Source organism: Arcobacter sp. LA11 (assembly GCF_001895145.1).
Lineage (GTDB): Bacteria > Campylobacterota > Campylobacteria > Campylobacterales > Arcobacteraceae > Halarcobacter.
On the sequence record NZ_BDIR01000004.1, the window covers coordinates 16,290 to 41,404 of the forward strand.

The following is a 25,115-nucleotide window of genomic DNA, read 5'->3' on the forward strand; positions in this document are numbered from 1 at the left end:
GGTAAATTTATGAAAATAGAGATTTTAGGAACAGGTTGTAAAAAATGTGAAGCATTAACTGCAAATGCAAAAAAAGCTGTTGCCAATGCGGGTGTTTTTGCACAAGTTGAAAAAGTAGAAGATATGGTAAAGATTATGGAATATGGTGTTATGAATACTCCTGGTTTGGTAATAAATGGAGAAGTAAAATCTACAGGAAAACTTTTAAATAGTGAAGAAATAAAAGCATTTTTTTAATTTTAAAAAAGTAATTTTATTGCTCAAATTTTGCTACTTTTAGATATAGTTCGAGAAACATTATAAAGAGAAAATTTGAGTGAAAATAGATTAGGCCAAATATACGCAGTTTTAGCATTTTTATTTTGGGGAGCAATTGCCCCAATATATTTCAAACAAGTAGCATCAGTTGATCCTGTTGAAGTGTTGATTCATAGAATTATTTGGTCATGTATAATTTTAATACCACTTGTATTTATTACAAAACAATTTGATATTTTTAAGACTCTTATAAAAGATAGTAAAAAACTAAAATATTTAGCACTTTCAACTTTTTTTATCTCTATAAATTGGCTCGTATTTATCTGGGCTGTTGCAAATAATAGGATTATGGAAACTGCACTTGGATATTATATAAATCCCTTAGTAAATGTATTACTAGGATTTTTATTTTTTAGTGAAAGAATGACTAAAAACCAATATCTAGCTATTTTTATAGCTTTTCTAGCAGTTTTTTATCAGCTTATAACAATTGGTTCGATTCCTATTATTTCACTTATTTTGGCTTTTTCATTTGGTTTTTACGGAATGATTAGAAAAAAAATAAATGTAGGTTCAATTGTAGGCTTATTTGTAGAAACACTAATCTTGCTTCCTTTTGGATTAATCTATTTATATTATATTGTTTCAAATAATACAATCTCATTTTTAAACTCTACAGAATATATAAGTATTATGTTAAGTCTTGGTGGATTAATAACTATTATTCCTCTTCTTTTATTTAATGGTGCTGCAACTAGGATGAAACTAACTACTTTAGGCTTTTTCCAGTATATTGGACCTACTTGTGCTTTTTTACTAGCAGTGTTTATTTATAATGAAGAGTTTAATATGGACAAATTAATTACATTTTCGCTTATATGGATTGCTTTAGTGATTTTTTCACTTGATTCTTTACGAAAAAAAACTTCTAAATAATTACCAAATAGTTACAAAATTAAAAAGTAAAGAGTTGTACTCTTGACTTTTATTTATTTTTATTCTATAATTTCAAAAGTAAAGAGTTTGACTCTGTACTTTTAGTAAAAATTAGGAATTAAAAATGAAAATTATTGATGAAAAACCATATTATAAAATGAGTGAGTTAGTAGAAGAAACACAACTAAGTAACCACACAATTTCTTTTTATCATAAAAAAGGCTTACTTCCAAATACAGTAAATACTTCAAGAAATATGAAGTATTATCCAGAGATTACAATTACTGTATTAAATCTTATTAAATATTTCAAAGACAATCTTAGCTTTTCAATTGATTATATAAAAGAACTTTTTGATTATTATAAAATTGATTTTGATGATAGAGCTGAGCTTATTTTACAATCAATTCAAATGATTTCAAGTGAAATAAAAAATCCAGTATTTAAAAAAGATTTAGAAAAAGAACTTTTAGATGAAGCAATTAGACTTGATTTAGTAGATGATAGAGAAATATATTTTAAAACTGAAGTTGAAGTTTTAAAGGTATATAAAGAACTTAGAGCTTATGAAATTTCATCACAATTAATTGAAGAGTATGTACAAACAAGTAAAAAGCTTGCTTTATTAGAAAGAGAATTAAGTACAAAGGTTATTGAAAAAACTGGATACTTACCAGAAGTTTTAGTTCTTGATATTTTAAATTCTTTTAAACCTTATATTTTCAATCGTCATACGATTGAAGAATTTAAGAAGGATATATAATGCAAACTATAGATTTTCACTCTCATTTATTAAGTCCAAATGTCTCTTTTTCAAGACTATATGACAAAGTGGCACTTTCAATTTTTGCAAAAAAACTTGGGGTTGATAAAGATGATTTATTAAATAGAAAATACGATGCTTTTGTTGATGCTTATATAAATAATATTAAAACATCTAATTATGTAAAAAAATCTGTTGTTCTTCCTGTTGATGCAAAAATTGACTTAAGAGGAAAAGAGATTTCAAGAGATAAAACTGTTTGTTCTTCAAATGAAGATGTTTTAAGAGAGTACAAAAAATATCCAAATGAAATTATTCCATTTTTTTCAGTTAACCCAAATAGAGAGGATGCTTTAGATTTAATTGATAAATATGCACAAGAAGGTTTTAAAGGCGCAAAATTTTTACAAAACTATTGGGATATTGATATAAATGATAAAAGATATGTTCCTTATTTTGAGAAAATAAAATCTTATGATTTACCTATTATTATCCATACAGGAGGAGAACATGCTATTGAATCAAATCCAATGTATGAAAAAGTTGAAGTTGCAAATGGTGCAATAGAAGTTGGATGTAAAGTTGTTCTTGCACATTTTGGTGTAAATATGATTATGAATCAAGAGTTATCAAAACTTCATCATAATTTCTCTTTTGAAACTTCAAAGTTTGGAGAGGATTATTTCAAAACTATTGAGTATTTAGAAAAACACGAAAATGTATATGCTGACCTTTCAGCAATTGTTGCATTTTTTAGAACAAAGGTTGTAGAGGATTTAGCCAAAAATCAAAAACATATACATGATAAACTTTTGTTTGGTACAGATTATCCTGTTCCCTTTTCAATTATGTTTTCATACAATTCTTTAGGGTTAAAGAAAAGATTAGAGTTAGAAAAAATAGAAAACCCACTTGATAGATATATTGCCTTCTTTAATGAATACTTTGAAGAAGATTCACCTATTTATACAAACTGGCAAAAATTAATAAAGGAATAAAAGATGGAAAAGTTATCAAATTTATTAGTAATAAAATTAGCATTTTTATTTGTAGTGTTTTGTAATGCAGTTGTAGATGTATCTCATAAAGTACTTTTACAAAATATTGCATTTAAAATTTTTGATGGAAGTGAACAAGTAGTATGGATATCTATTATCAATGCAATGATAATTATTCCTTTTTTACTGTTATTTACTGTAAGTGGATATTTATCAGATAAATATAATAAAAAAGATATTTTAGTTTATGGTGCTGTGTCATCATTTATTTTATCTGTTCTTATGATATTTTCATATCTTTCTGGAAACTTCTATTTAACAATGTTTAACTTAATATTACTTGCTGTTCAAAGTGCTATATATTCTCCTGCAAAATTTGGAATTATTTTAGATGTTTGGGGGAAAAAGAATTTAGCAAAGGGAAATTCAGCACTTCAATCCGTATCTATTATTGCAATTTTATTTGCAATTGCAAGTGGATCTTTAATTTTTGAAAATTTTTATGATGCAAATAATTTAAGTGTTTTAACTACAAAAGAGGCTTTACTTGATGCAATATTACCTTTGACATATTATATTGTTCCTGTGGCATTTTTAGAAATGTTAGTTTCTATTTTTGTTTTAAAGAAATTAAAAACTTCATATAACTCAAACGATAAGCTTGAATTAGATAAAAAAGAATTAATGAAAGGAAAACTTTTAGGTAAAAATATTAAAACAATTTATTCAAATAATATCATCTTTTTATCTGTAATTGGCTTATCAGTTTTTTGGGCAATATCTCAAGGTCTTATGGCAGTTTTTCCATCTTTTGCAAAACAGTATTTAGGAATAAATGATGTCTTTGTTATAAATGGTGTGATTGCAGCTTCAGGTATTGGTATTGCTATTGGTTCAATTATTTATTCAAGAATATCAAAACACTATATAGAAATAGGAACTATTCCTTTAGCAGCTATTGGTATGGCAGTTATGATTTATATCTCGACAGTAGTACAGAGTGCATTTTTACTTGGAGCTACATTTTTAGTCTTTGGTATTTTTGGTGGTTTATTTGTAGTTCCCTTGAATTCACTTATTCAATTTAATGCAAAGAAAAAGATACTAGGTACAGTTTTAGCAGGAAATAATTGGTTTCATTCTTTAGCAATGTTTGCTATGCTAATGCTTACAACTGTTGTTTCTCTTTTAAACTTAGACCCACAAAATACAATTTATTTAATTTTGTTAATAACTCTTGGAGGAACTTTATATACGATTTATAAACTTCCTCAATCTTTGATTTTATTATTTTTAAAGTTTGTTGTTGGAATGAAATATAATTTAGAAGTTCAAGGAGTAAAAAATATCCCAACTTCTGGCGGAGTGTTATTACTTGGGAATCACGTATCTTGGATTGATTGGGCAGTAATTTTAATGAGTAGTCCCAGAGAAGTTAAATTTGTAATGCATAAACCAATATATGATAAATGGTTTTTAACTTGGATTTTAAAAATATTTAAAGCAATTCCCATATCAAATGCTTCAAGTAAGTCAACACTTCAAACTATTGCTAAAGAGTTGGATGAAGGTAATATGGTTGTATTATTTCCAGAAGGAAGTATTACAAGAAATGGTCATATGGGTGAGTTTAAAAAAGGTTTTGAGAAGATTTTAGAACTTACTAACAATGATGTTAAAGTTGTATCTTTTTATATCAGAGGCTTATGGGAATCTATGTTTAGCAGGGCTAATAAAAAATTTAAACAATCGTATAGAACAAACAGTGTTACTGTATCTTTTTCAAAACCGATTAATAAACAAAAAGCAAATACATTTGTTGTGAAAAATGAAGTAGTAAGATTATCAACCGAGTCTTGGAATGAACATATTAAAAATTTAGATACATTGAGTAATACAATTTTTGATAGACTAAAAGAGGTTGGTACAAATTTTATATTTGCAGATTCAACAGGTTTAGAACTATCAGGAAATAAGTTTTTAACAGTATCTATTTTATTTAAAAATTTATTGAAATCAAGGGTTAAGGGTCAAAATGTAGGATTGTTACTTCCTTCAACCGCAGCAGGAGCTTTTATAAATTATTCAGTACTTATGATGGGAAAAACAGCTGTAAATTTAAATTATACAGCTGAGATAAACTCTTTAAAAATGGCAGTAGAAAAGGCTGAAATAAAAACGATTGTAGCTTCTAAAAAATTTATTGATAAACTTGAAGGAAAAGGAATAAATATAGATGAACTTTTACAAAAAGTTGATGTGATATATGTGGAAGACTTAAAACCACTTATATCAAAAGTATCAGGGTTATTAACTTTATTAAGTGTTAAATTTATTCCTAGTTTTTTATTAAAAACTATTCATATAAAGAAAATAAAAAAAGATGATACAGTGCTTATTTTATTTTCTTCTGGAAGTGAAGGGACTCCTAAAGGTGTGGAACTTACAAGTGATAATATCTTAGGAAACACTCAACAAATAGCAGGTGTTTTAAATGCTAATGAAAATGATATTATAGTTGGTTCTCTTCCTATTTTTCATGCTTTTGGTATTACTGTTACTACTTTTTTACCTTTAATTGAAGGAATTAAATGTGTTGCTCATCCAGACCCAACTGATGGAGTTGGACTTGGGAAACTTGTTTCAAAATATAAAGCGACTATTATGTGTGGGACATCTACATTTTTTAGACTGTATACAAAAAATTCTAAGGTTCACCCTTTGATGTTTGAATCACTTAGATTTACAGTTGCAGGGGCTGAAAAATTAAGAGAAGATGTAAGAGCAGAATTTAAAAAGAAGTTTGGAAAAGATATTTTAGAAGGGTATGGAGTTACTGAGACTACTCCTGTTGCTTCTTGTAATTTACCAAATATGCTAGCTCCTGATTTTACAGTTCAAGTTGGAAGCAAGCAAGGTACAATTGGTATGCCTCTTCCTGGAACTATTGTAAAGATTGTAGACCCTGAAACTTTTGATGAACTTGAATCAGGACAAGAAGGAATGATAGTTGTTTCGGGAATTCAAGTTATGAAAGGTTACTTAAAAGATGACGAAAAGACTAAATCTGTTTTAAAAGAGATTGATGGACATACTTTTTATATAACAGGAGATAAAGGAAGAGTTGATAGTGATGGTTTTATTACTATTGTAGATAGATATTCAAGATTTGCAAAACTTGGTGGAGAAATGGTGAGTCTTGGTGCAATTGAAGAGAAGATTACGAAACTTATTTTAAATGATGAAGAGAGTGAAGTCGATTTTGTAGCTACATCATTACCTGATGAAAAAAAAGGTGAAAAAGTAATTTTACTTATTTCTGGAGCAAATGAAGAGTTTATTGAAAATCTAAAAAATGAGATGGTAAAAACTTTTGATAATAAATTGATGATTCCAAGTTTAATTAAAATAGTTGATGAGGTTCCCAAACTTGGAACTGGTAAAAAGGATTTTAAAGGAGCTAAAGCTTTAGCTCAAAGTTTATAGAAGAGAAAGCAGAGTTATTCTGCTTCTTCTTGTACACATAGTAAATTTGTTACTTCTTCTTGATTTATACAAAAGTTTCCATTTTTCTCAATTAGAATTAAATCTTTTGCAATTCCTTTTTTTACAGTAAGTTTTGCACTCTCAACTTCAACGCCAAAATCATCAAATACTTTTGCTATATGTGCAAATAAACCTTTTTGATCTTTTGCTGTAATATGCATAGAAGCTAGATATGCAGTATGGTTACAGTTAATCTCAATATTTTCTTTTTTGATAATTGGAGTTTTAACTTTTGTTGTTTTAGTCATATCAAAAGAGTTATGAATCACTTCTTCTATATATGGAATATCTTCTTCATGAACTTTTTCAGAAAAAGAGATATAAAATGCCTTTTTATCGTCATATAGTTTAAAGATATTCATAGAGGCAATGTTTAAAAACTCTAATTTTCCAAGTAAAAAACCAAGATTTAGAGGGGCTTTTCTAATAATTCTAATTGTTAAATGCGTTTCATTTACAATTTTATAAATGTAATTATTTACATTTTTTGCATGAATTGCAATGTCTAAAATATCTTCTGCTTTTAATTGTAAGAACATTTGATTTGAAGAAATATACATAATTTTTTTCTTCAATAAATTAGGTATTTCTTTATATCTTTTTAATTTTTTTATTGCTTCTTGTTTTGCAAGTCTTCGTGAGTTTTCATTTAAAAGTTCTTTGTGCTCAAATGCTGGACGAGATTGATTGAAAAGAGTTTTAAGTAATTGTGCGGTTGAACTTTTGTAAACGGTTTCTCCTACAGCAGAAATATCTGCATATGTTACAACGTAAAGCATTTTTAAATTTAGTTCATCTTTTACTAATGCCGTAAATTTCAATATAACTTTTTCAGAATAGATATCTTCGTTACTAGCAACAATACTCATTTTATTGTGATTTCTTACAAGTAAAGAACCTCTTTGAATGTGATTTTCATCAAATCCGAAAGATACAGCCATATTTTTGAATAGTTTTTCTCCTGAAATATGATGATCTACTATTCTTCCTTTTCCTACATCGTGGAAAAGAGATACAAGTCTTACTAGTGCTTTATCTTTTTCTTCTAAATTATCATAAACAGCTTTTACACTTTCATCTTTTATATCATTAACTTTTTTTAATGTTTTTATTGAATGTATATCAACTGGATGTTGATGATAGCCATCAAATTGAGGCTGATTTAAAATTTTTTTAGTAATAGGAAGTACTGCTTGAAATAGTCCTGCATTATATAAAAGTTTCATAACTGGATGTAAACTCTTTTTGTATAAAAGTGATTTTATTGATTTTTTTAGTTCTTTAGTTTGTTTGTTTGGTAATTTAGCTCTATTTGCAAAGTAAACATATGACCTATCAAAATATTTTGCCTCTTTAGGAAGTTCTATAAGTTCCTTTAATAGGCTATTTAAAGGTAAAGGTTTTCTATTAAAAGATGTAAATACTTTATCTTCACAGATATATAAATTTTTCTTAATTCTATGTTGTCTAAGTAAAGATATATTCTCTTTTTGGAAAATTGTAGATCTTGTAAATTTTTTCACCATAGAAGAAGAGAAAAAATGCACATTGTGCAATGACTCTAATAATTTAGCCATACATTGTCTCTCTTTGGTATGTCTTGGTTTATGTTTAAATCCAAGTTTTGAACTAACTTCAGGAAGAATATCAAAATTAAGAATATCAAGTTTTTTCTTTGCAGTATTATGTAGAGCATTTCTTACTTGAAAAATATATTCTAAGGAACCTCTATATTTTTTATATTCTTCTTCTGTAAACTCTTTTCCCATAAGATGTTTAATATCAGAGACCCCATAAATAACAGTTGCCATCCAAAAAATCATATTTGATTCTCTCATCCCTCCATAGCCATCTTTTATATTTGGTTCCATTTTAAGTGGGTTTTTTAAAAGTCTTTGTTTGTGTTCTTCTAGTTTTTCATAAATGAATTCTTTTTGATTTGTTTTTCTAATTTTATGAAGAACATTTTGATATCCATACCATAAATGTTTTGACCCATAAATCATTCTAGATTCTAAAATTGATGACTTAATTGTGATATCTTCTTTTACTTCTTCTTCAATTTCTTTAAGTTCATGTACTCTTGAACCAAGTTTTAAGCCACAATCCCATGCAAGAGTAATGAACTCTTCCATAATTTCTTTTAAGTTATAGCCTTTAATATCTTCAAATAAAATCATTAAATCAACATCTGAATAGATACATAATTGTTCTCTTCCATAAGACCCTAGTGCAATAAGTGTAATGGGAATTGAAGTACTCATAGGTTGATAATCTCCAAAATGTTTACGTAAAATATATTTATATAGAGATATTAGAAACTTATCAGTATGTTTGGTATGTTTTACAAAAAAATCTTTTCCTATTGTCGTATCAAGCGTTTCATCAATTGATTTTACGTAATCTTTAAAAGAGTTTCTAAATACTTTTGATATTTCAAAATCTTTTGCATTATTTGAAATAAGTTCTTCAACCTTTAGATTTACTTCAGTCATTTAAGAAGTCCTTATGCAAGTCAAGTTTTTTTCTAAGTGTTATTCTATTTAATCCTAAATGTTTAGCCATTTGTACTTGTGATTTATATTTTTTTGATGCAGCTTTTAAAATAGGTACTTCAAGAAGATATAAAAAATCTTTATAAGAATCTTCTCCTTGCATATTTGAGAACATATAATTTTCCATAAACATTAATATTTCATCTTCTCCAATTGTTTCGAAAAGATATGAAAAGTATATCGATTTTCTTAAACTATGTGCATTATTAGATATATTAATCATTAATTTAGAAGGTATAATTTGCTCTAAATCTAAAGTTGTACTAGCTTCTTTTGAGAATTTAGCAGTTAATGCTTTTACATCTTCTTCCCTATCTTTTAGTGGAGGAAGTTCTATTGTAATAGAGAATTGTTCACCTATTTTTGAATTTAGCTCTTCTTTTAATGTTGTTGCAATTACTCTAATTGAGTTTTCATTTATCCAATTTATAAGTAAATCAATATTTGTAATATTTTCTATTTTATCAATAATAATTGAACAGTCTTTTAAATCTATTACATTATCTATAATATCTTGTTGTAAACTTTTTGCTTTAAATACGGGTGCATTTGGAACAATATATTGTGATAATGATTTTTTACCAACTCCTGCTTCTCCAGATATTAATGCATTAACTTCAACACTTTGTAAAAGATGTGCAGAGTTTAAAATCTCTTTAGAGTTTTTTGAAATAGCTATGTAATCTTTCATTTTATACCTTGTTTTTAGTTAGTTTGATAAATACTGCTAGTGCAATAAGTATTAAAGAAATACCTGTAATTAAATATAAAGCATTTATCATTTTGTCGTAATCGTTTATGGCAATTTTAAATACAACAATAAGTGCTTCAATAGATAGAGCAATTATAATTGTAATTAAAAATTTTGTAATCATTTTTGTTTCAACTCTTGAATTTTTAGAATATGATTTAAAAAATACTTCTTGTTCTAAAATAGTTTTTGCTAAATCAAATATGGCTATACCTAGGGTTAACGCGATAATTGGTTTAAATATTATTTCTAATTCTATGCCGTCTTTAAATAGAACAAAAATTATAAAGTCATATAAAGAGTAAAGAATAATAAAAGTTGATAAAGCAATCATAGAAAATCCAGCTAACATATAAAAAAGCTTGGTAGCTTTATGGAAGGGTTTATGCAATTCTATAAGATTTAGTCTTTCAAGTAAAACATCAATTCTAAAATCTAAAAATATGATTGAATCATTTTCTTTTATTGTAACAGTTATACAGTTACTTCTAGTAGCACTACTAATATATGGAGTTGAAAAGGCTATATTAGTATCTTTAAACTCCAGTTTAGAGATTAGATGACTTCTATCTTTATTTTTAGCTTTATCATCTATTTTATTTTTATAAATATTAGGGGATATTTGATTTTTTGTAGTTTTATTCACTAAATATACAAGCTCAAGTGAAGGGAAAATATCAAATACTTCAGCAAATTTATTTTTTTCATAAATACTAATACTTCCAATATTCTTTAAACTTTCTTGTATAAAAAATTCAATTTTATCACGATTTTGGTCATAAATTTCCAAAAATTCTTTCATCTTATCTCCTAAAATTTTATTATATCACACTGTATATAAAATGTATGTATAAAAAATATACAAATAGTTAAAAAATAAAAATTTGTAAAATAAATATAAAAATAGGTAAAAATTAGAACATTTAAGCAAATAGCTTTAAAGTACTATATAATCGAAAGTAAAGATCTTTTAAAAATAAAAATAATAAAAAATATGTATAAAAAATATACAAATAAATAGAGCATTTAGTTTCTTATTTCTGATAAAATTTCACCATAATTATTTTTAAAAGGAAAAATATGGAAAATTTTAATGACTTAAAATACATATTAGATGGATTCTTATTTGTATTTTCTGGTGTATTAGTAATGTGGATGGCAGCAGGGTTTGCCATGTTAGAAGCTGGTCTTACAAGATCAAAAAATAATGCTACTGTATTAACAAAAAATATTGCACTATTTGCAATCTCTTGTATTATGTATTACTTTGTAGGTTATAACTTAATGTATGGTGATGGTTCATCTTTTATGGGTTCATTTTCAACTATTAGTATGGAAAGTGCAGCTGATGCAGCTTATCCTGCTGCTGCTGATTTCTTCTTCCAGGTTATGTTTGTTGCAACTGCAGCATCTGTAATCTCTGGAACAATTGCAGAGAGAATGAAATTATGGCCATTTTTAATATTTGTTGTTTTATTAAGTGGTGTTATTTATCCAATTCAAGGTCATTGGACTTGGGGTGGAACTGAACTTGGTGGTTTAATTGCAGGTTTCTCTGATTTTGCTGGTTCGACAATTGTTCACTCTGTTGGTGGATGGGCTGCATTAGCTGGTGTATTAATTCTAGGAGCTAGAAAAGGTAAATATACTAAAGATGGTAAAGTAAGACCAATCCCTGGTTCTAACTTAACTCTTGCAACACTTGGTACATTCATTTTATGGATGGGTTGGTTTGGATTTAATGGTGGTTCTCAATTAGCATTAGGTTCTAAAGCTGATATTGATGGAATTGCTTTAGTTGTTGCTGATACAAATATGGCAGCTTGTGCAGGTGCAATTATGGCAGCTTTATTAACTCAACTTTTATATAAGAAAGTGGATTTAACGATGGTTCTAAATGGTGCTTTAGCTGGTCTAGTATCTGTAACAGCAGGTCCTGATTTAGGAATGGTTGTTTCATTTATTGAAGGTTTAGTTGGTGGTGCATTAGTTGTATTTGCAGTTCCTTTATGGGATAAGTTAAAAATTGATGATCCTGTTGGTGCTTTATCTGTTCACTTAGTTGCAGGTATCTGGGGAACGATTGCTGTTGGTATCTTCAATCCAGAAGTTACAATCTTAGCACAACTTAAAGGTATAGTTGTAATTGGTGCATTTGTATTTATTACTTCATTTATCATTTGGAAAGTTCTTGATTTAATTATTGGATTAAGAGTTGATGAAGAAACAGAAATTACTGGTCTTGATATTCATGAAACTGGTCTTGAATGTTACCCAGAATTCAAAAAAGCATAATAGGATTTAAAAATGAAAAAAATTGAAGCGATAATTAAACCGTTTAAACTTGAAGATGTAAAAGAAGCATTAGTTGAAAATGGTATTGCTGGTATGACAGTATCAGATGTAAAAGGTTACGGAAGACAACAAGGTCACTCTGAATTATACAGAGGGGCTGAGTATGTAGTTGACTTTTTAGCAAAAATAAAAGTAGAAGTTATAGTTAATGACGAAGATGTTGATTCTACGATAGGTGTAATTGTAGAAGCTGCAAAAACTGGAAAAATTGGTGATGGTAAAATATTTGTTACATCAATTGATGAAGTTGTTAGAATTAGAACTGAACAAAGAGGTTCAGAAGCGGTATAGCCGTACTTCCATTGAAGGAGAATTTTTCTCCTTCAATATAAAATTTATCATTCTGTATATTTTATATACAGATGAATACTATCTTAAACTCTCAAAAGAATATATAATGCTCGTTAATTAAAAAAGGCGAGGGTTTAAATATGGATTTACAATCAGTTAGTTATGTAATAGATACGTTTTTTGCAATATTTGCAATGACGTTAATTATTTTTATGGTACCAGGTTTTGCTATGTTAGAAGCAGGACTTGTTAGAACTAAAAATGTTTCTGCAGTATTAATGGTTAATACAATGATTTATGCAGTTGCATCAATTTCATTTTTATTAATGGGATACTCAATTGCATTTGGTGATTTTGGAAGTGATACAATGTCTGGATGGGCAGCATTTTTATTCCAAATGGCATTTGTTGGTAAAGTAATTAATATCATGTCTGGTGGTGTATCAGAAAGAGCAAAAGTTTTACCTTTAGCATTCTTTACAGTTATTATGGGTGGAATTCTTTATCCAACAGTTGTTAACTGGTCTTGGGGAGCTGATATGCTTGATGGAACAATGTTTGATATTTCAATGTATGATTTAGCAGGTTCAACAGTTATTCACTCAACAGGTGGTTGGGCTTTATTAGCAGCTATTTTAATTATTGGTGCGAGACGTGGAAGATATACAAAAGATGGTGGAGTTAGAGTAATTCCTGCTTCAAATATTCCTTTAGTTACACTTGGTGCTTTTCTTTTATGGATTGGTTGGTTTGGATTTAATGGTGGTTCAGTAGGATCAATTGCATCTAAAGAGTCAGCAGATGCTGTTGCTTTAACTATTATGAATACAAATACAGCTGGACTTGCTGGAGCTATTTGTGTGGGTGCATTTATGTATTTCAGATATAAAAAACTGGATATAACTATGGTACTAAATGGTGCCTTAGGTGGATTAGTTGCAATTACTGCAGGACCAGATTTATATGATATTTATACTCCAATTTTAATTGGTGCGATTGGTGGTGCATTAGTTGTATTTGGTGTATCTTTCTTTGATAAATTAAAACTTGATGATCCTGTAGGGGCTTTATCTGTACACCTATTAAATGGTATTTGGGGAACATTAGCAGTTGGAATATTTGCTGCAAATGGTGAAGATATAACATTTATGGGACAATTAAAAGGTGTAGTTGTTGTTGGAATGTTTGCTTTTGTTACTTCATATGTAGTTTTATTTATTATCAATAAAGTAGCACCTTTAAGAGCTGACAAAGATGAAGAGATGCAAGGTTTAGATGTAGAAGAGTGTGGTTTAGAAGCATACCCAGAGTTCAAAAGAGCTTTTTAATATAGCGTATAAACTAAATAATAAAAAAAATTAGATAGAATAAAATACTTAAAAAAAGGATGAAATTTGAAAAAGATTGAAGCTGTAATTAAACCGTTTAAATTAGAAGATGTAAAAGATGCCTTAACAGAAGCAGGAATTACTGGTATGACAGTATCTGATGTAAAAGGGTACGGAAGACAACAAGGTCACTCAGAGTTATATAGAGGTGCTGAATATGTTGTAGATTTTTTACCAAAAATTAAATTAGAATTAATTGTTGCAGAAGAAGATGTTGATTCAACAATTGAATTGATTATCAACTCAGCAAAAACTGGAAAAATTGGAGATGGTAAAATATTTGTTTCTTCAATTGAAAAAACAGTAAGAATTAGAACAGGGGAAGAAGACGAGGACGCAATTTAGTATGCAAAACTTCATCATTAACTCAGCTTTAGACATGCATCTTCATTTACGTGATGATGACATGCTAAAGCTTGTAGGTCCACTAACGTCAAATACTTTTTCTGGTGCTTTAATTATGCCAAATTTAGTTCCTCCTATTACTACAAAAGAGGCACTATTAGGATATAAAGAAAGAATAAAAGAAGCATGTAAAGAAGATGAATTTGATGCTTACGTAACTTTATTCTTTAAAAATGATTATTCATATGAATTTTTAGAAGATATAAAAGATGAGATTATTGCTATAAAACTTTATCCAGCAGGAATTACAACAAATTCTGAAACAGGTGTTGCATCTATGGATGTGGAAGTTTTAAGACCTACTTTAGAGTCTATGAGTAAATTAGGTATCCCTCTTTGTATCCATGGTGAAACAAATGGTTTTGTTATGGATAGAGAAGCAGAGTTTATGCCAATTTACGAATCAATTGCTAAGGCTTTCCCTGATTTAAAAATCATAATGGAGCATATTACAACAAAAGAGGCTATTGAGTTATTAGATAAGTATGATAATCTTCATGCAACTGTAACTTTACATCATTTATTAATTACTTTAGATGATGTTGCAGGTGGTATGCTAAATCCACATCTATTTTGTAAACCTATTGCAAAAAGACCTAGAGATAGAAAAGCCTTATTAAAAGCAGCATTAAAAGCTCATCCTAAATTAATGTTTGGAAGTGATTCTGCTCCTCATCCTAAACATAAAAAAGAATCTTGTGGTTGTGCAGCTGGTGTATTTACATCACCTATTGCACTACAAGTGTTAACTCAACTTTTTGAAGAACATAATTGTTTAGATAATTTAAATGCATTTGTATCATTAAATGCACAAAGAGTTTATAATATTCATCCTAAACCAAAGACTATTAAATTAGTAAAAAAAGATTTTGTAGTTCCTTCAATATATAAATATAAAAATGAAAATGTAGTTCCTATGTATGCGGGAGAAACAATTTCATGGAGTATTGAAGACTAAAAAACGAAAGAAGAGATGACTTAGTAGTTATCTCTTTCTTGAAGTAGTCTTTTGATATTTTCGTTAGACTCTTTAGCTTTAACAATTCTTTCTTCTCTCATAACTCTTAATGTTTCAAGTGTTTCTTGTTTTTCATGGTCAATATTAGATTTAACTTGAATAGCTTTTCTATTATTAGATATTCCAGATACTCCAACAAATTTTTCAGTATTGTTAACGTATATTTTTGAAGAAGATGAGGTAGCATTTTTATTAAATACAATGATATCATCTTTATTTAGTTTAAGAAGGTCTGCAACTGATAGTTCAGTTTCCGCCATAATTGCTTCAATATTCATTTTTGCACCAGAAATAAGAGCTGAAATGTCTCTTTTTCTACTTGCTTTTTTGTTTTTTCCTTCATTAAACATTTTTTCAACAATTTTATTTAAAAGTGTCTCTATGTATGAAATAGGATAACAAATTGATAAAAACCCAGATTCTTCGTCGATAGTAATTTCAAGAACTACAAGTAGTACAATTTCATGATCAGAAATAATTTGAATTGCATTTGCATTTGTATCTCTTGATTCTATTTTGAAGTTTAAAGTTGTTACTTCATCCCAAGCTTTAAATAAATGTTTAACAAACATTTTATAAAAATGGTCAAATATTTCAACTTCAATTTCAGTTAATTCTCTATCTAAATTATCACTTGCAGCAACGGCTCCACTTCCTAAAAGTTCAGCAATAATTTTATGTGAAATTCCAGGGTTACATTCTATTACAATTCTTCCTTCTAAAGGTTTAATTGATAAGGTATTTAATGATGTAAGTTGTGGAATAGAAAGAATAAATTCTCCATATGTCATTTGTTCAATAGAGTATAATTTAATATCAACAATCTTTCTAAGCATTGCTGAAAGGTCAGTAATTAAATCCCTTAACATTTTGTCATGCAATGTAGAAAATGCTTTAAATTGTTCGTTTGAAATTCTATTAGGTTTTTTAAAGTCATATATAGAGTAGTTTTTTTCTTTTGATATTATCTGCTCTTCTGCAGAAGTTTCAATTTCTTCTCCTGCTTCTGCTATATCTAATAAAGCATCGATTTCATCTTGACTTAAAAATTCTGCCATATTATCCTCTTATTTCCAATTCAACATCTAAAGCACCCATGTCTTTTATCATTTTAATAGTATCAATAATATCTGTCATTGGTAACTTCATAACTTTCATAGCTCTCACTAAATCAGAAACTGTTGGCGTCTCTTTGCTGTTCATTAAAGTATTATCAATATTTACTGCAACTGGTTTATTTTCAAGTTTAACATTGTCACCAATATCTTTGCCTTTATTGATTCTTTTATCATCCCATTCAAAATCACTAAGAGTAGATTTTTTAATTCTTATAGTAAAATTATCTCTTGCAACTGTTATTGGCTCAATTGGGATATCAGCTCCTGCAACTATAGCCTCTCGATTTATATCAATTATTATTTTCTTCTTAAAACTAGAGTCAAGTTCTATATCTTGTATATCTGAAATAAATTTTACAATAGAGATGTTATTAGGTTTTCTGATTTCTACAGTTCTTGTATCCATTGCTGTTGCAAGCTTTACTCCAAAGTGTTCATTTATTTTTTTCTCTATTAAATAAGCTTGCTTTGCATCATTTTTAAATAAGCTAAGCTTTACTGAATCTTCATTTTTAAGTGAATAATCTACTTCATTTTCAATAGTAGCACCCTCATAAATAAAACCAGTTGTAGCATTTTTACTATCTGCAACGATAGTTCCTTGTGCTAAAGCGTAAACTTCTCCATCTACTGCTTTTAATTGTGTTAATAAGAGTTGACCATGGTCAATAGATTTTGAATCACCAATTGCTGATATTTTAATTTGTATTTTATCACCTTGTCTAGAAAATGCTGGAAGCTCTGCTGTTACCATAACTGCAGCAATATTTTTTGACTTTATCGATGATGTAGGGATTTTAATATATGAATTTCTTAATAAGTTTTGTAAGCTTTGCATAGTAAACTCTGATTTATCACCAGTACCTGCTAATCCTACAACTAATCCGTATCCTATTAATTGGTTATCTCTTATTCCAACAATATTGGAAATATCTTTTATAGTTTGAGCATATATTGAATAACATACAAAAAAAAGAAGTAATAAAAATCTCAATAGAACACCTTATGCTTAATTGCAGATATTTTATCTAAAATTTTATAAAAAAAAGGTATAATCTTTGTAAAAAATAATTTTAAGGTTATCTTTTGATTATATATATTTATGGAAGCGATAGTTTTAAAAAAGATATTCATGATGTTTTAAATCACTCAAATATCAAGTTTAGATTAGATGAGCATGGTGAGATAATTGATTTAAAAACATTAGGTGAATTAAAAAATGCTATTGAAGCTAATCCAAATAACATTTATTTAATTGATGATTCAAAAATTATAAAAAAGAATGCATTAAATCAAAAAATAAAGTTTTTAAAACCAAAAGATGGAATTGAACAAGAGTATTTATTAGATAATGGTATTGGTGATATTTCTGTAGATTCTATTGATGAATTATCTAAACATATTATTAAGAGATTAGAAGCTGTAATAGATGATAAAGAATCGGATGAGATTCAAGAATCAATTATAGAAATTGTTGAAGATGCTTATGAAAATAATGATGAAAAAGAGGAAAAAGAATATATTCAATTGGATGATGAATTAAGTTCCCTTTTAGCTCATGTTGAAGAAAAAGATATTGATGTATTTGAAAAAGATAATTCTTTAGAAATAGATTTGATAGTGGATGATAAAGAAGAAAAATCACCTTTAGAAGATTTGAGTTTTGAAGAAGATTTTGATAAGATAGAGATAGATAAAGAAAAAATAGATATAAATTTAGATGAATTAAATAAAAATATTGAAGAAAGTATTCAAGGAGACGAAATGGCAGATGAATTCTCAGAATTTGATACCTTAAATGAGGATGAAATTTTAGCAGCCTTAGATGGTGTAGGTAGTGATGTATCAACTACAACTAGTAATAAAGTTTCTTCAATAACTTCAAATGACAATGAGAGTATAAATATTTCTGGTGCTTCTAATGTTGATGAAATAGCTCAATTAATTTCTAAACTACTTAATAATAAGACGTTGGAGATAACAGTTAAAGTAAAAGATTAGTATGGATTTAATTGGAATTGCTGAAAATACAGTAAAAATCATTTTAATCTTAGGTTTACCATCTTTAATGGTAAGTATGGTAATTGGTCTTATTATCTCTGTGTTTCAAGCTGTGACACAAGTAAGTGATGCTTCCTTATCTTTTGTACCTAAAGTAATCTTTGTTTCTGTATTTGTTTTAATATCATTACCGTGGATTGGTGATAATATAGAGACTTATACAAAAGATTTATGGGATATGATTTTAATTTTTGGTCAACAGTAATGATTGAAAAACTACATAAATTAAAAAAAAGTCAAACGGATCAAAAACTTATGCAAAAAGGCCAAATAATGGCTAGAATAAATCATATAGATACAGAAATTTTATTTACAGAAGAGAAAATTAATACAACAAGTGTGGAAAAACATGGGGCAATATCAGATTTTGCTGTTTTGGCAATACACAGAAATACAATGAAAATGCATATATCTAAACTTGAAGTTGAAAAAAACAGTTTAAATACACAATTAGAAGTTATAATTGAAGAGATTATAGAATTACAAAAAGAGACAGAACAATTTGCTTATATGTTAGAAGAACAAAAGCAAGAAGAGATTAAAAGATTGTTATTAGTTGATGAAGAAGCATCAAGTGAATATATTCAAAGTAGATATATAAATGGATAAAGGGGATTTTTTGATAAAATTTATATTAATGTTTTTTTTATTTTTTAGCTTTTTGGAAGCACAAGAAGAACGTGTTAGTAGTGCAGCTTTAATAAAACAGAAAATAGAAATAAAAGAGCTAAAAAAAGATTTAAATATTTTTTATAATAAAAAAGAAAAAGAGTATCAAAAAAGAAAAAAAGAGTTAGAAACTATTTTAACAAAAATAGAAAAAGAAAAAAAAGACATTCAATCTTTACATGAAAGTAATGAACAAATGTTATTAGATATAAAAGGAGCAGTTGATAGTAAAACTGCCAAAATTTATAATAAAATGAAACCTAAAATTGCTGCTAGTATATTTAATCAAATGATTAATGAGGGTAAAGTTGAAGATGTTTTTGATATAATCTTAAAATTAAAAGAGAATAATGTCACGTCGTTGATGAAGTTTCTAAGTCCAAAAAACGCATCTATGTTAACACAAATGCTAATAGACTATAAAATAGATAATCAAAATGAAGGGTAATCATGGCTGAAGAAGAAAATAATGAAGAAGTAAAACAATCAAGTGGTGGTGGAAAAGCGATGATGATAGTCCTTATCGCATTAATAGTTATATTATTGTTAGTTGTTGGTGGACTTGGTTATTTCCTTTACGCAAAAGGTATTTTTTCTGATCAACCAATGGGTGGGAACCAAGAGCAAATGCAAAAAGAAGAAGCAAGTGACTCTAAACAAACATATAAAGCAGCAATAAATGATTTAGTATTAAATATTACAAATGCAAAAGGTCGAGAAAAATTAATGAAATTATCATTTTCATTAAAAAGCACAGAACCTACAATTGAAGGGATTGTTGAAGAGTATAAACCAGAAATTGTAGATGTTGTTATTGCTCAAATTAGTTCAAGAAGCTCAGAAGAGTTATTAACTGTTGGTGGAAAAGCATTATTAAAAGAAGAATTACTAGAAGATATAAATAGTATAATAAATGAAGTAACATCTAGTAATGAAGATATAAAAGAAAATAATGTTAAAAAGATTTTATTCACTACTTTTGTAATTAAGTAAAATGATAGTTGCAGTTAAAACTAATAGTAAGAAAAAACTTTTTATTAGAATAGCATCATTGCTAGCAGTAGTAGTGATGTTTGTTTTTTATTATTTTTATATGAGTAATGAATTTACATCTAAACAAGATACTGATGCAAATGAAAAGATTCAAGCAATAAATAAAAATGCAAAACTAGAGAAAAGTAAAAAATTAGAAAGAATTATTTACCGTGAGATTGAAACTGCAGTAGATTTAATAGATCAAAGAAATATTTTGAATGTTAAAATTATTTCAAATAGGGCATTGATTGTTGTTGACCCTGATACAAACTTAGATGCATTGAAAGTTAGATATGGAAGTATGGCTTTAATAAAAAAAGGTATTAAAGATATTAAAATAGCTATTGATTTAAAATATATAATAGAAAGTAAATATAATGAAAAATAGTTTTCTTTTATTAATTATTATTCCTATAATTTTTACAGCTTGCGTAAATGAACAAAATATAGAGTTTAAAAAACCTGAACTTCAAGTTCCAAAACCAATACCAGTTGTAAAAAAGAAAAAAGGCTCTTTATATTCATTAAAAGGTCCTTCATTATTTGCAGATAAAAAAGACTTACAAGTTGGAGATATTATTCAAGTACAAATTAGTGAATCTTTATCTTCAAATACAAATAACAAAAGAGAAGTGAGTGCAGATAGAACTAATAGTTTAGGAGGAGGGTTATTAACTCCTACAACAGGTAATACTCTTGGTGGTATAACAAAAAATGCAGCTAATAAACTTAATCCATTATTAGGTGTAAATTTTGGTTCAACTACAAATACTGCAAATAATGGAGAGGTAAAAACTAAGTTAAGTGAAACTTTTTCTACGAATGTATCTGCAATTATAGAAGAGACTTACCAAAATGGTAATTATTATATCAAAGGTTTCAAAGAGATGTTAATTGATGGACAGAAACAATCTTTGATGTTAACAGGGGTAATTAGACCTTATGATATTACGTCAGATAACGCTATTTCATCATCTCAAATTGCTAATTTAAAAATAATGTATAGAAAAGATGGAGAGGAACAAGATGTAATGCATGTCCCTTGGGGATTAAGTATTATACAGAAGTTTTGGCCTTTTTAATCTAATTTTAAGAATTGTAATGTAATAATTAGTCATATTATATCCAAAGGAGTGCATATGCTAAAGTCATTAAATGTAGCACAAAGTGGTCTTAATGCAGCAAAAATAGCTGTTGAAAATGTTTCAAACAATATAGCAAATGAAAATACTCCTGGGTACAAAAAAAGAGTAGTTCAATTAAGTGAATTAGCTTTAACAGATTCTAGGTTTACTGGACGTGGTGTACGTGCTGATGAAGCCTATAGAATAACCTCTCAATACATGTATGATAACATGATGAATGAGAATACTAAATCAAATTATTTTAATGAAGTATCTTCAATGGTTGGTAATATTGAAGCTATGTTTCAAGAGACTGATTCTAGTGGATTTTCAACTGATTTAGATAGATATTTTCAAGCAGTTGAAAACTTAAGATCTAATCCAAATTCAGAAATTTATAGAACAACTTATAAAACACAAGGAAAGGTTGTTGTAGATTCTTTACAGAATCTATATTCAAATATTGAAAAACAAGAAGAATTAACACGAAAATCTTTAGAAGATAATGTTGAAAAAGTTAATAGTTTAATTAATGAAATAGGCTCAATTAATCAACAGTTAGGTCAACATAAAGTTGCCTCAAATGATTTACTTGATAAAAGAGATCAATTAGAAAATGAATTATCTGAATATGTAGATATAGAAGTAAATAGAAGTAATGATGAATATGAATTAAAAATTGGTGGTGCAATTGCTGTTCGATACAATACTAATATTCGTGAAGTAGAACTTGTAGAGGATGATAGTAGTCAAATTGATAGATTTGCAACAACTGACGCTTTAGGAAATCCAATTGATAATATTACAGATAAAGTTGCTTTAGATGCTGATGATGTAATTACTTATAAACTTAATAATGAATTTGAAGTATCAGTTACTATAGGGCAACAAATCTTTGAAGCAGATGGAGTAACTCCTGTAGATTTTGATCCAAGTACTCCTGGTGCAGATACTGTAGATAGTACTAATTATCTTCGAGCTTTAACATACAAGATTAATCATGATGCAAATATTTCTCAGACAGTAGATGCCTATAATGGTAATTATGCAGTTGATGCAAATGGAAATAAAGTTGATAGTACTACTGAAGATAAGTTTTTAGTAATAGAAAGTAGAGTCTCGGGAGAAGAAGGTTCTTTTCAAGGAAGAATTTCTGTTACAAAAATGACAGGAACTACAGTTGATAGTCGTGACGTTTTATTTAAAGATGAGTATCAAAGTGCAGAGGCTAAAAATAATGTTTATCTTTCAGTATTTGATAGTGAAGTTAAAATTAGTTCTGGAATTATAAAAGCGCAAACAGAAAATCTTACAACAGATTCAGTTAATAATAAAATTGTTGATTACAAAAATAAGTTAGATAATTTTGCTAGGTCATTAAGTGATTTATATGATAAGTATGTAAAAACAGGTGAAGAAGAGTATTTATATGGACATGTTGCGACTGATGACTATGATGGAACAGCGAACATAAAAGAAATAAATTTATTTAGTGGAACAGATGTAAAAACTCTTAAGTTTGACCAAGATGCTGTAAATGATTTACTTCAAAGTGATTTAGATTATATGGCTACAATTCAATGGAAAAAAGATGTAGAATTTGATGGATTTGCACAAGATGGATCTAGTGTTTATGCAACATCATTTTCTGAGTTTTATCAAGAGATAAGAGTAAATATTTCATCTGATAAAGAAAATAATGATTTTTTACTTGAAGCGCAAGAGGCTGTCGAACAATCGCTTCAATTTAGTTATGATCAATTAACAAAAGTTGATAATGACGAAGAAATGGTAAATTTAATTAAATTTCAAGCAGCATATACAGCAAATGCTAAAATTATTACAGTTGTAGATGAAATGCTACAAACAATCCTAGGTATTAGGTAATTAGGAGGCTATTATGGCTGAAGGCGTATTAGGTTTAGGAGCAGGAGCTTCATCTCTAAATAATGAACTAATTGAAAAATTAAAAGAAGCAGAACGAGCTTCAACTGTTGCTCCTTTAGAAACTTATATTGAAGATATAAGTGGAGAAGGTGGTGAATCAGAAAAGATAAAAGAAATTATTGCAAAAGCAAATGAACTTCTTGAGACAATTAAACCTTTTGATCTTTTTGTAACAGGTGGACAAACTGCATTTGATAATAAAACTGCAAATGTAACAGGTACTTCTGTAATTTTTGATGCTGTAGATGCAGCTTCAATTAATGAAGGTTCAACAAAAGTTAATATATCGCAATTAGCTCAAAGAGATGTTTTCCAAACAAATACTTTTTCTGATTCAAGTGAAAAAATTCGTTCAAGTATAGTTCTTGATGGACAAACTTATACAACTTCGGGTGAAGACTTTTCATTACTTGCAACTGAAATTGATAATGGAACATTTACTGCATCTTACGACTCAGTAAATAATGAAATAACTATTAATAATAATACAGGTAGTGGAGATAAAGTTTTTTCTACGGATGGAAAATCTTATGCAGACTTAATAACTGATATTACAGCAGATGCTACTTTTACAGCTTCTGCTCTAAGCGAGCCAGATTCTGAAGGTATTATAACATTAGCTCAATCAGGAAGACCTGTTTATCAAAGTGATATTACTGTTACAGCAGATGAGGTTGTTGATGCTTCTGGTACAGGAACAATAACTATAAATGCTGGAGGAACAGATAAAATATTTACGGTTACTGATACTATGACATATTCAGAGTTGGTTGACTTGATTAGTGCAGATGATGATTTAAATGCAAAATTAACAACAGCTGGAAGATTATCAATTACTCATGCTGATGAAAAAACTTCTCTAACTATAACTGAGTCATTAACTACAAGTTCTGGCTTATCATTAGGTGAAAAATATTCAACAGAAGGACAAACTTATGCTGAACTAGCAGAAAGTATAAATGCTAATAGTAATTATACTGCTAGTATTGAAACTGTTGGTACTGATACAAATCGAATTGTAATTAAAAGTGTTGAAACAGGATTAGACAATGCTATTAATATTACTCAAAATGGAGTAGATTTAGGTTTAGGTGATGTGGGAAACCACACAGTAACAGCGCAAAATTTATTGGCTGAAGTAGATGGTATAGATTATAATGTTTCTTCAAATATTTTAATTGTAGATGGTGGATTAAAAATTACCGCAGTAGAAGAGAATGAAGTAGGAGAATATTCTTCAATATCTGTAAATAAAGATACTACTACTATTGAACCTGCATTACAAAACTTTGTAACAATTTATAACGAGCTAGTTTCTTTAGTTGAAGAAGAATTATATTCATCAGAAAGTAAAATTGAAGATAAATCTACTTTAAGAAGTATGATGACTGATATAAAAGATAAATTATTTGGATCTTATGGAACTGATGATGATTTAAATATTTTTAATTTTGGTTTTGAGATTGATAAGAGTGGTCTTTTATCTTTAGATTCGACAAAATTTAATGAAGCAACAGAAACAGATATTGAAAGTCTAAAATCTTTATTCGTAGGTGTTGCAGAAGATAGAGGTCTTGGAACACAATTAAAAGATTATGTAGATTCTTTAGATGGATTTGAAGGATTATTAAGTACATATGAAGCTAATATGGATTCTAGAAAAGAGTCTTTAGAAGAAGAAAAAGATAAAGCTATTGAAACTTTAGATAATAAATATGCTTTATTAGCTCAACAGTTTGCTGCATATAATGCGATAATAAATCAATTTGAAACACAATTTTCAGGTTTAAAATTAATGATTGATCAGTCTGTAGCTTCAGGCTAAAATTATAAAGGTAATATAGTTAAATAATATTGCCAACTACTTTAATAACTTTTTTTAAGTAAATATATAATA

24 protein-coding genes are annotated in these 25,115 nt (G+C 27.9%); 19 read left to right on the forward strand and 5 right to left on the reverse strand.

The annotated features are described in order from the left end of the window. The first annotated feature begins 9 nt into the window (after positions 1-9). The 5 genes from BT997_RS04935 to BT997_RS04955 all read left to right on the forward strand — a co-directional run bounded on the left by BT997_RS04935 (position 10) and on the right by BT997_RS04955 (position 6,441). A complete protein-coding gene (locus BT997_RS04935) occupies positions 10-237 on the forward strand; it encodes a thioredoxin family protein (protein WP_072680346.1) in 228 nt (75 codons plus the stop codon). A 75-nt stretch (positions 238-312) separates the two neighbouring features. Further along, positions 313-1,194, forward strand: a complete 882-nt coding sequence (gene rarD / locus BT997_RS04940) for an EamA family transporter RarD (protein ID WP_072680347.1) — start codon at positions 313-315, stop codon at positions 1,192-1,194. A 124-nt stretch (positions 1,195-1,318) separates the two neighbouring features. Further along, positions 1,319-1,957 carry a MerR family transcriptional regulator gene (locus BT997_RS04945; protein ID WP_072680348.1) on the forward strand — a complete coding sequence of 213 codons (639 nt, stop codon included), beginning with the start codon at positions 1,319-1,321 and terminating at the stop codon, positions 1,955-1,957. After that, positions 1,957-2,955: an amidohydrolase family protein gene (locus tag BT997_RS04950; protein WP_072680349.1), complete on the forward strand. Its 999-nt coding sequence runs from the start codon at positions 1,957-1,959 to the stop codon at positions 2,953-2,955. The genes BT997_RS04945 and BT997_RS04950 overlap by 1 nt, the downstream gene beginning before the upstream one ends. A 3-nt stretch (positions 2,956-2,958) precedes the next feature. Beyond that, positions 2,959-6,441 (forward strand): acyl-[ACP]--phospholipid O-acyltransferase, encoded by a 3,483-nt coding sequence (locus BT997_RS04955; protein ID WP_072680350.1) that lies wholly within the window; start codon positions 2,959-2,961, stop codon positions 6,439-6,441. A gap of 14 nt (positions 6,442-6,455) precedes the next feature. Here BT997_RS04955 and BT997_RS04960 read toward each other — a convergent pair whose 3' ends face one another. From BT997_RS04960 to BT997_RS04970, 3 genes are read right to left on the reverse strand one after another with little or no spacing between them, the layout of a single operon-like run. Beyond that, positions 6,456-8,996: an HD domain-containing protein gene (locus BT997_RS04960; protein ID WP_072680351.1), complete on the reverse strand. Its 2,541-nt coding sequence runs from the start codon at positions 8,994-8,996 to the stop codon at positions 6,456-6,458. Then, positions 8,989-9,747: a Fis family transcriptional regulator gene (locus BT997_RS04965; protein ID WP_072680352.1), complete on the reverse strand. Its 759-nt coding sequence runs from the start codon at positions 9,745-9,747 to the stop codon at positions 8,989-8,991. The genes BT997_RS04960 and BT997_RS04965 overlap by 8 nt, the downstream gene beginning before the upstream one ends. Before the next feature lies 1 nt (position 9,748). Continuing rightward, complete coding sequence (locus BT997_RS04970) at positions 9,749-10,609, reverse strand: hypothetical protein (RefSeq protein ID WP_072680353.1); 861 nt, start codon at positions 10,607-10,609, stop codon at positions 9,749-9,751. A gap of 278 nt (positions 10,610-10,887) precedes the next feature. On the opposite strand from BT997_RS04970, the gene amt reads away from it, so the two are divergent. The 5 genes from amt to pyrC all read left to right on the forward strand — a co-directional run bounded on the left by amt (position 10,888) and on the right by pyrC (position 15,204). Next, on the forward strand, positions 10,888-12,102 hold the full coding sequence (gene amt, locus BT997_RS04975; RefSeq protein ID WP_072680354.1) for an ammonium transporter: 1,215 nt from the start codon (positions 10,888-10,890) through the stop codon (positions 12,100-12,102). 12 nt (positions 12,103-12,114) lie between these two features. Further along, on the forward strand, positions 12,115-12,453 hold the full coding sequence (locus BT997_RS04980; protein ID WP_072680355.1) for a P-II family nitrogen regulator: 339 nt from the start codon (positions 12,115-12,117) through the stop codon (positions 12,451-12,453). Between the two features lie 140 nt (positions 12,454-12,593). Beyond that, positions 12,594-13,781, forward strand: a complete 1,188-nt coding sequence (locus BT997_RS04985; RefSeq protein WP_072680356.1) for an ammonium transporter — start codon at positions 12,594-12,596, stop codon at positions 13,779-13,781. Positions 13,782-13,847: 66 nt separating this feature from the next. After that, positions 13,848-14,186, forward strand: a complete 339-nt coding sequence (locus BT997_RS04990; protein ID WP_072680357.1) for a P-II family nitrogen regulator — start codon at positions 13,848-13,850, stop codon at positions 14,184-14,186. 1 nt (position 14,187) lies between these two features. Continuing rightward, positions 14,188-15,204, forward strand: a complete 1,017-nt coding sequence (gene pyrC, locus BT997_RS04995) for a dihydroorotase (protein WP_072680358.1) — start codon at positions 14,188-14,190, stop codon at positions 15,202-15,204. 20 nt (positions 15,205-15,224) lie between these two features. Here pyrC and fliM read toward each other — a convergent pair whose 3' ends face one another. Beyond that, entirely contained in the window at positions 15,225-16,322 is a 1,098-nt protein-coding gene (gene fliM / locus BT997_RS05000) for a flagellar motor switch protein FliM (protein ID WP_072680359.1), read from the reverse strand. 1 nt (position 16,323) lies between these two features. Then, positions 16,324-17,376: a flagellar basal body P-ring protein FlgI gene (locus BT997_RS05005; RefSeq protein ID WP_072680360.1), complete on the reverse strand. Its 1,053-nt coding sequence runs from the start codon at positions 17,374-17,376 to the stop codon at positions 16,324-16,326. A 92-nt stretch (positions 17,377-17,468) separates the two neighbouring features. Here BT997_RS05005 and BT997_RS05010 point away from each other — a divergent pair, with 92 nt between their 5' ends. From BT997_RS05010 to fliD, 9 genes are all read left to right on the forward strand, one after another. Further along, entirely contained in the window at positions 17,469-18,383 is a 915-nt protein-coding gene (locus tag BT997_RS05010; RefSeq protein ID WP_072680361.1) for a hypothetical protein, read from the forward strand. A gap of 1 nt (position 18,384) precedes the next feature. Continuing rightward, on the forward strand, positions 18,385-18,648 hold the full coding sequence (locus BT997_RS05015; protein WP_072680362.1) for a flagellar biosynthetic protein FliQ: 264 nt from the start codon (positions 18,385-18,387) through the stop codon (positions 18,646-18,648). A gap of 68 nt (positions 18,649-18,716) precedes the next feature. Continuing rightward, the gene (locus tag BT997_RS05020; RefSeq protein ID WP_258239425.1) at positions 18,717-19,052 is read left to right on the forward strand and encodes a hypothetical protein; all 336 of its coding nucleotides are present in this window, start codon (positions 18,717-18,719) and stop codon (positions 19,050-19,052) included. A gap of 10 nt (positions 19,053-19,062) precedes the next feature. Continuing rightward, positions 19,063-19,560, forward strand: coding sequence for a hypothetical protein (locus BT997_RS05025; protein WP_258239426.1), 498 nt, complete (start codon positions 19,063-19,065; stop codon positions 19,558-19,560). A gap of 2 nt (positions 19,561-19,562) precedes the next feature. Beyond that, positions 19,563-20,105 (forward strand): flagellar basal body-associated protein FliL, encoded by a 543-nt coding sequence (gene fliL / locus BT997_RS05030; protein WP_072680364.1) that lies wholly within the window; start codon positions 19,563-19,565, stop codon positions 20,103-20,105. Between the two features lies 1 nt (position 20,106). Then, positions 20,107-20,535: a hypothetical protein gene (locus tag BT997_RS05035; protein ID WP_072680365.1), complete on the forward strand. Its 429-nt coding sequence runs from the start codon at positions 20,107-20,109 to the stop codon at positions 20,533-20,535. After that, complete coding sequence (locus BT997_RS05040) at positions 20,525-21,229, forward strand: flagellar basal body L-ring protein FlgH (protein WP_072680366.1); 705 nt, start codon at positions 20,525-20,527, stop codon at positions 21,227-21,229. Before BT997_RS05035 ends, BT997_RS05040 begins: the two co-directional genes overlap by 11 nt. 57 nt (positions 21,230-21,286) lie before the next feature. Then, positions 21,287-23,158: a flagellar hook-associated protein FlgK gene (locus BT997_RS05045; protein WP_083568472.1), complete on the forward strand. Its 1,872-nt coding sequence runs from the start codon at positions 21,287-21,289 to the stop codon at positions 23,156-23,158. Positions 23,159-23,171: 13 nt separating this feature from the next. Then, positions 23,172-25,043 carry a flagellar filament capping protein FliD gene (gene fliD, locus BT997_RS05050; RefSeq protein ID WP_072680368.1) on the forward strand — a complete coding sequence of 624 codons (1,872 nt, stop codon included), beginning with the start codon at positions 23,172-23,174 and terminating at the stop codon, positions 25,041-25,043. Positions 25,044-25,115 lie beyond the last annotated feature (72 nt).

Coding starts and splice junctions, on each gene's coding strand:
- BT997_RS04985 (WP_072680356.1), top strand. CDS start 12,594: ATGGATTTACAATCAGTTAGTTATGTAATAGATACGTTTTTTGCAATA.
- amt (WP_072680354.1), top strand. CDS start 10,888: ATGGAAAATTTTAATGACTTAAAATACATATTAGATGGATTCTTATTT.
- BT997_RS04965 (WP_072680352.1), bottom strand. CDS start 9,747: ATGAAAGATTACATAGCTATTTCAAAAAACTCTAAAGAGATTTTAAAC.
- fliD (WP_072680368.1), top strand. CDS start 23,172: ATGGCTGAAGGCGTATTAGGTTTAGGAGCAGGAGCTTCATCTCTAAAT.
- BT997_RS04945 (WP_072680348.1), top strand. CDS start 1,319: ATGAAAATTATTGATGAAAAACCATATTATAAAATGAGTGAGTTAGTA.
- BT997_RS05040 (WP_072680366.1), top strand. CDS start 20,525: ATGAAAAATAGTTTTCTTTTATTAATTATTATTCCTATAATTTTTACA.
- fliM (WP_072680359.1), bottom strand. CDS start 16,322: ATGGCAGAATTTTTAAGTCAAGATGAAATCGATGCTTTATTAGATATA.
- BT997_RS04955 (WP_072680350.1), top strand. CDS start 2,959: ATGGAAAAGTTATCAAATTTATTAGTAATAAAATTAGCATTTTTATTT.
- BT997_RS05015 (WP_072680362.1), top strand. CDS start 18,385: ATGGATTTAATTGGAATTGCTGAAAATACAGTAAAAATCATTTTAATC.
- fliL (WP_072680364.1), top strand. CDS start 19,563: ATGGCTGAAGAAGAAAATAATGAAGAAGTAAAACAATCAAGTGGTGGT.
- BT997_RS05035 (WP_072680365.1), top strand. CDS start 20,107: ATGATAGTTGCAGTTAAAACTAATAGTAAGAAAAAACTTTTTATTAGA.
- BT997_RS05045 (WP_083568472.1), top strand. CDS start 21,287: ATGCTAAAGTCATTAAATGTAGCACAAAGTGGTCTTAATGCAGCAAAA.
- BT997_RS05020 (WP_258239425.1), top strand. CDS start 18,717: ATGGCTAGAATAAATCATATAGATACAGAAATTTTATTTACAGAAGAG.
- pyrC (WP_072680358.1), top strand. CDS start 14,188: ATGCAAAACTTCATCATTAACTCAGCTTTAGACATGCATCTTCATTTA.
- BT997_RS04960 (WP_072680351.1), bottom strand. CDS start 8,996: ATGACTGAAGTAAATCTAAAGGTTGAAGAACTTATTTCAAATAATGCA.
- BT997_RS04950 (WP_072680349.1), top strand. CDS start 1,957: ATGCAAACTATAGATTTTCACTCTCATTTATTAAGTCCAAATGTCTCT.
- BT997_RS04970 (WP_072680353.1), bottom strand. CDS start 10,609: ATGAAAGAATTTTTGGAAATTTATGACCAAAATCGTGATAAAATTGAA.
- BT997_RS04980 (WP_072680355.1), top strand. CDS start 12,115: ATGAAAAAAATTGAAGCGATAATTAAACCGTTTAAACTTGAAGATGTA.
- BT997_RS04935 (WP_072680346.1), top strand. CDS start 10: ATGAAAATAGAGATTTTAGGAACAGGTTGTAAAAAATGTGAAGCATTA.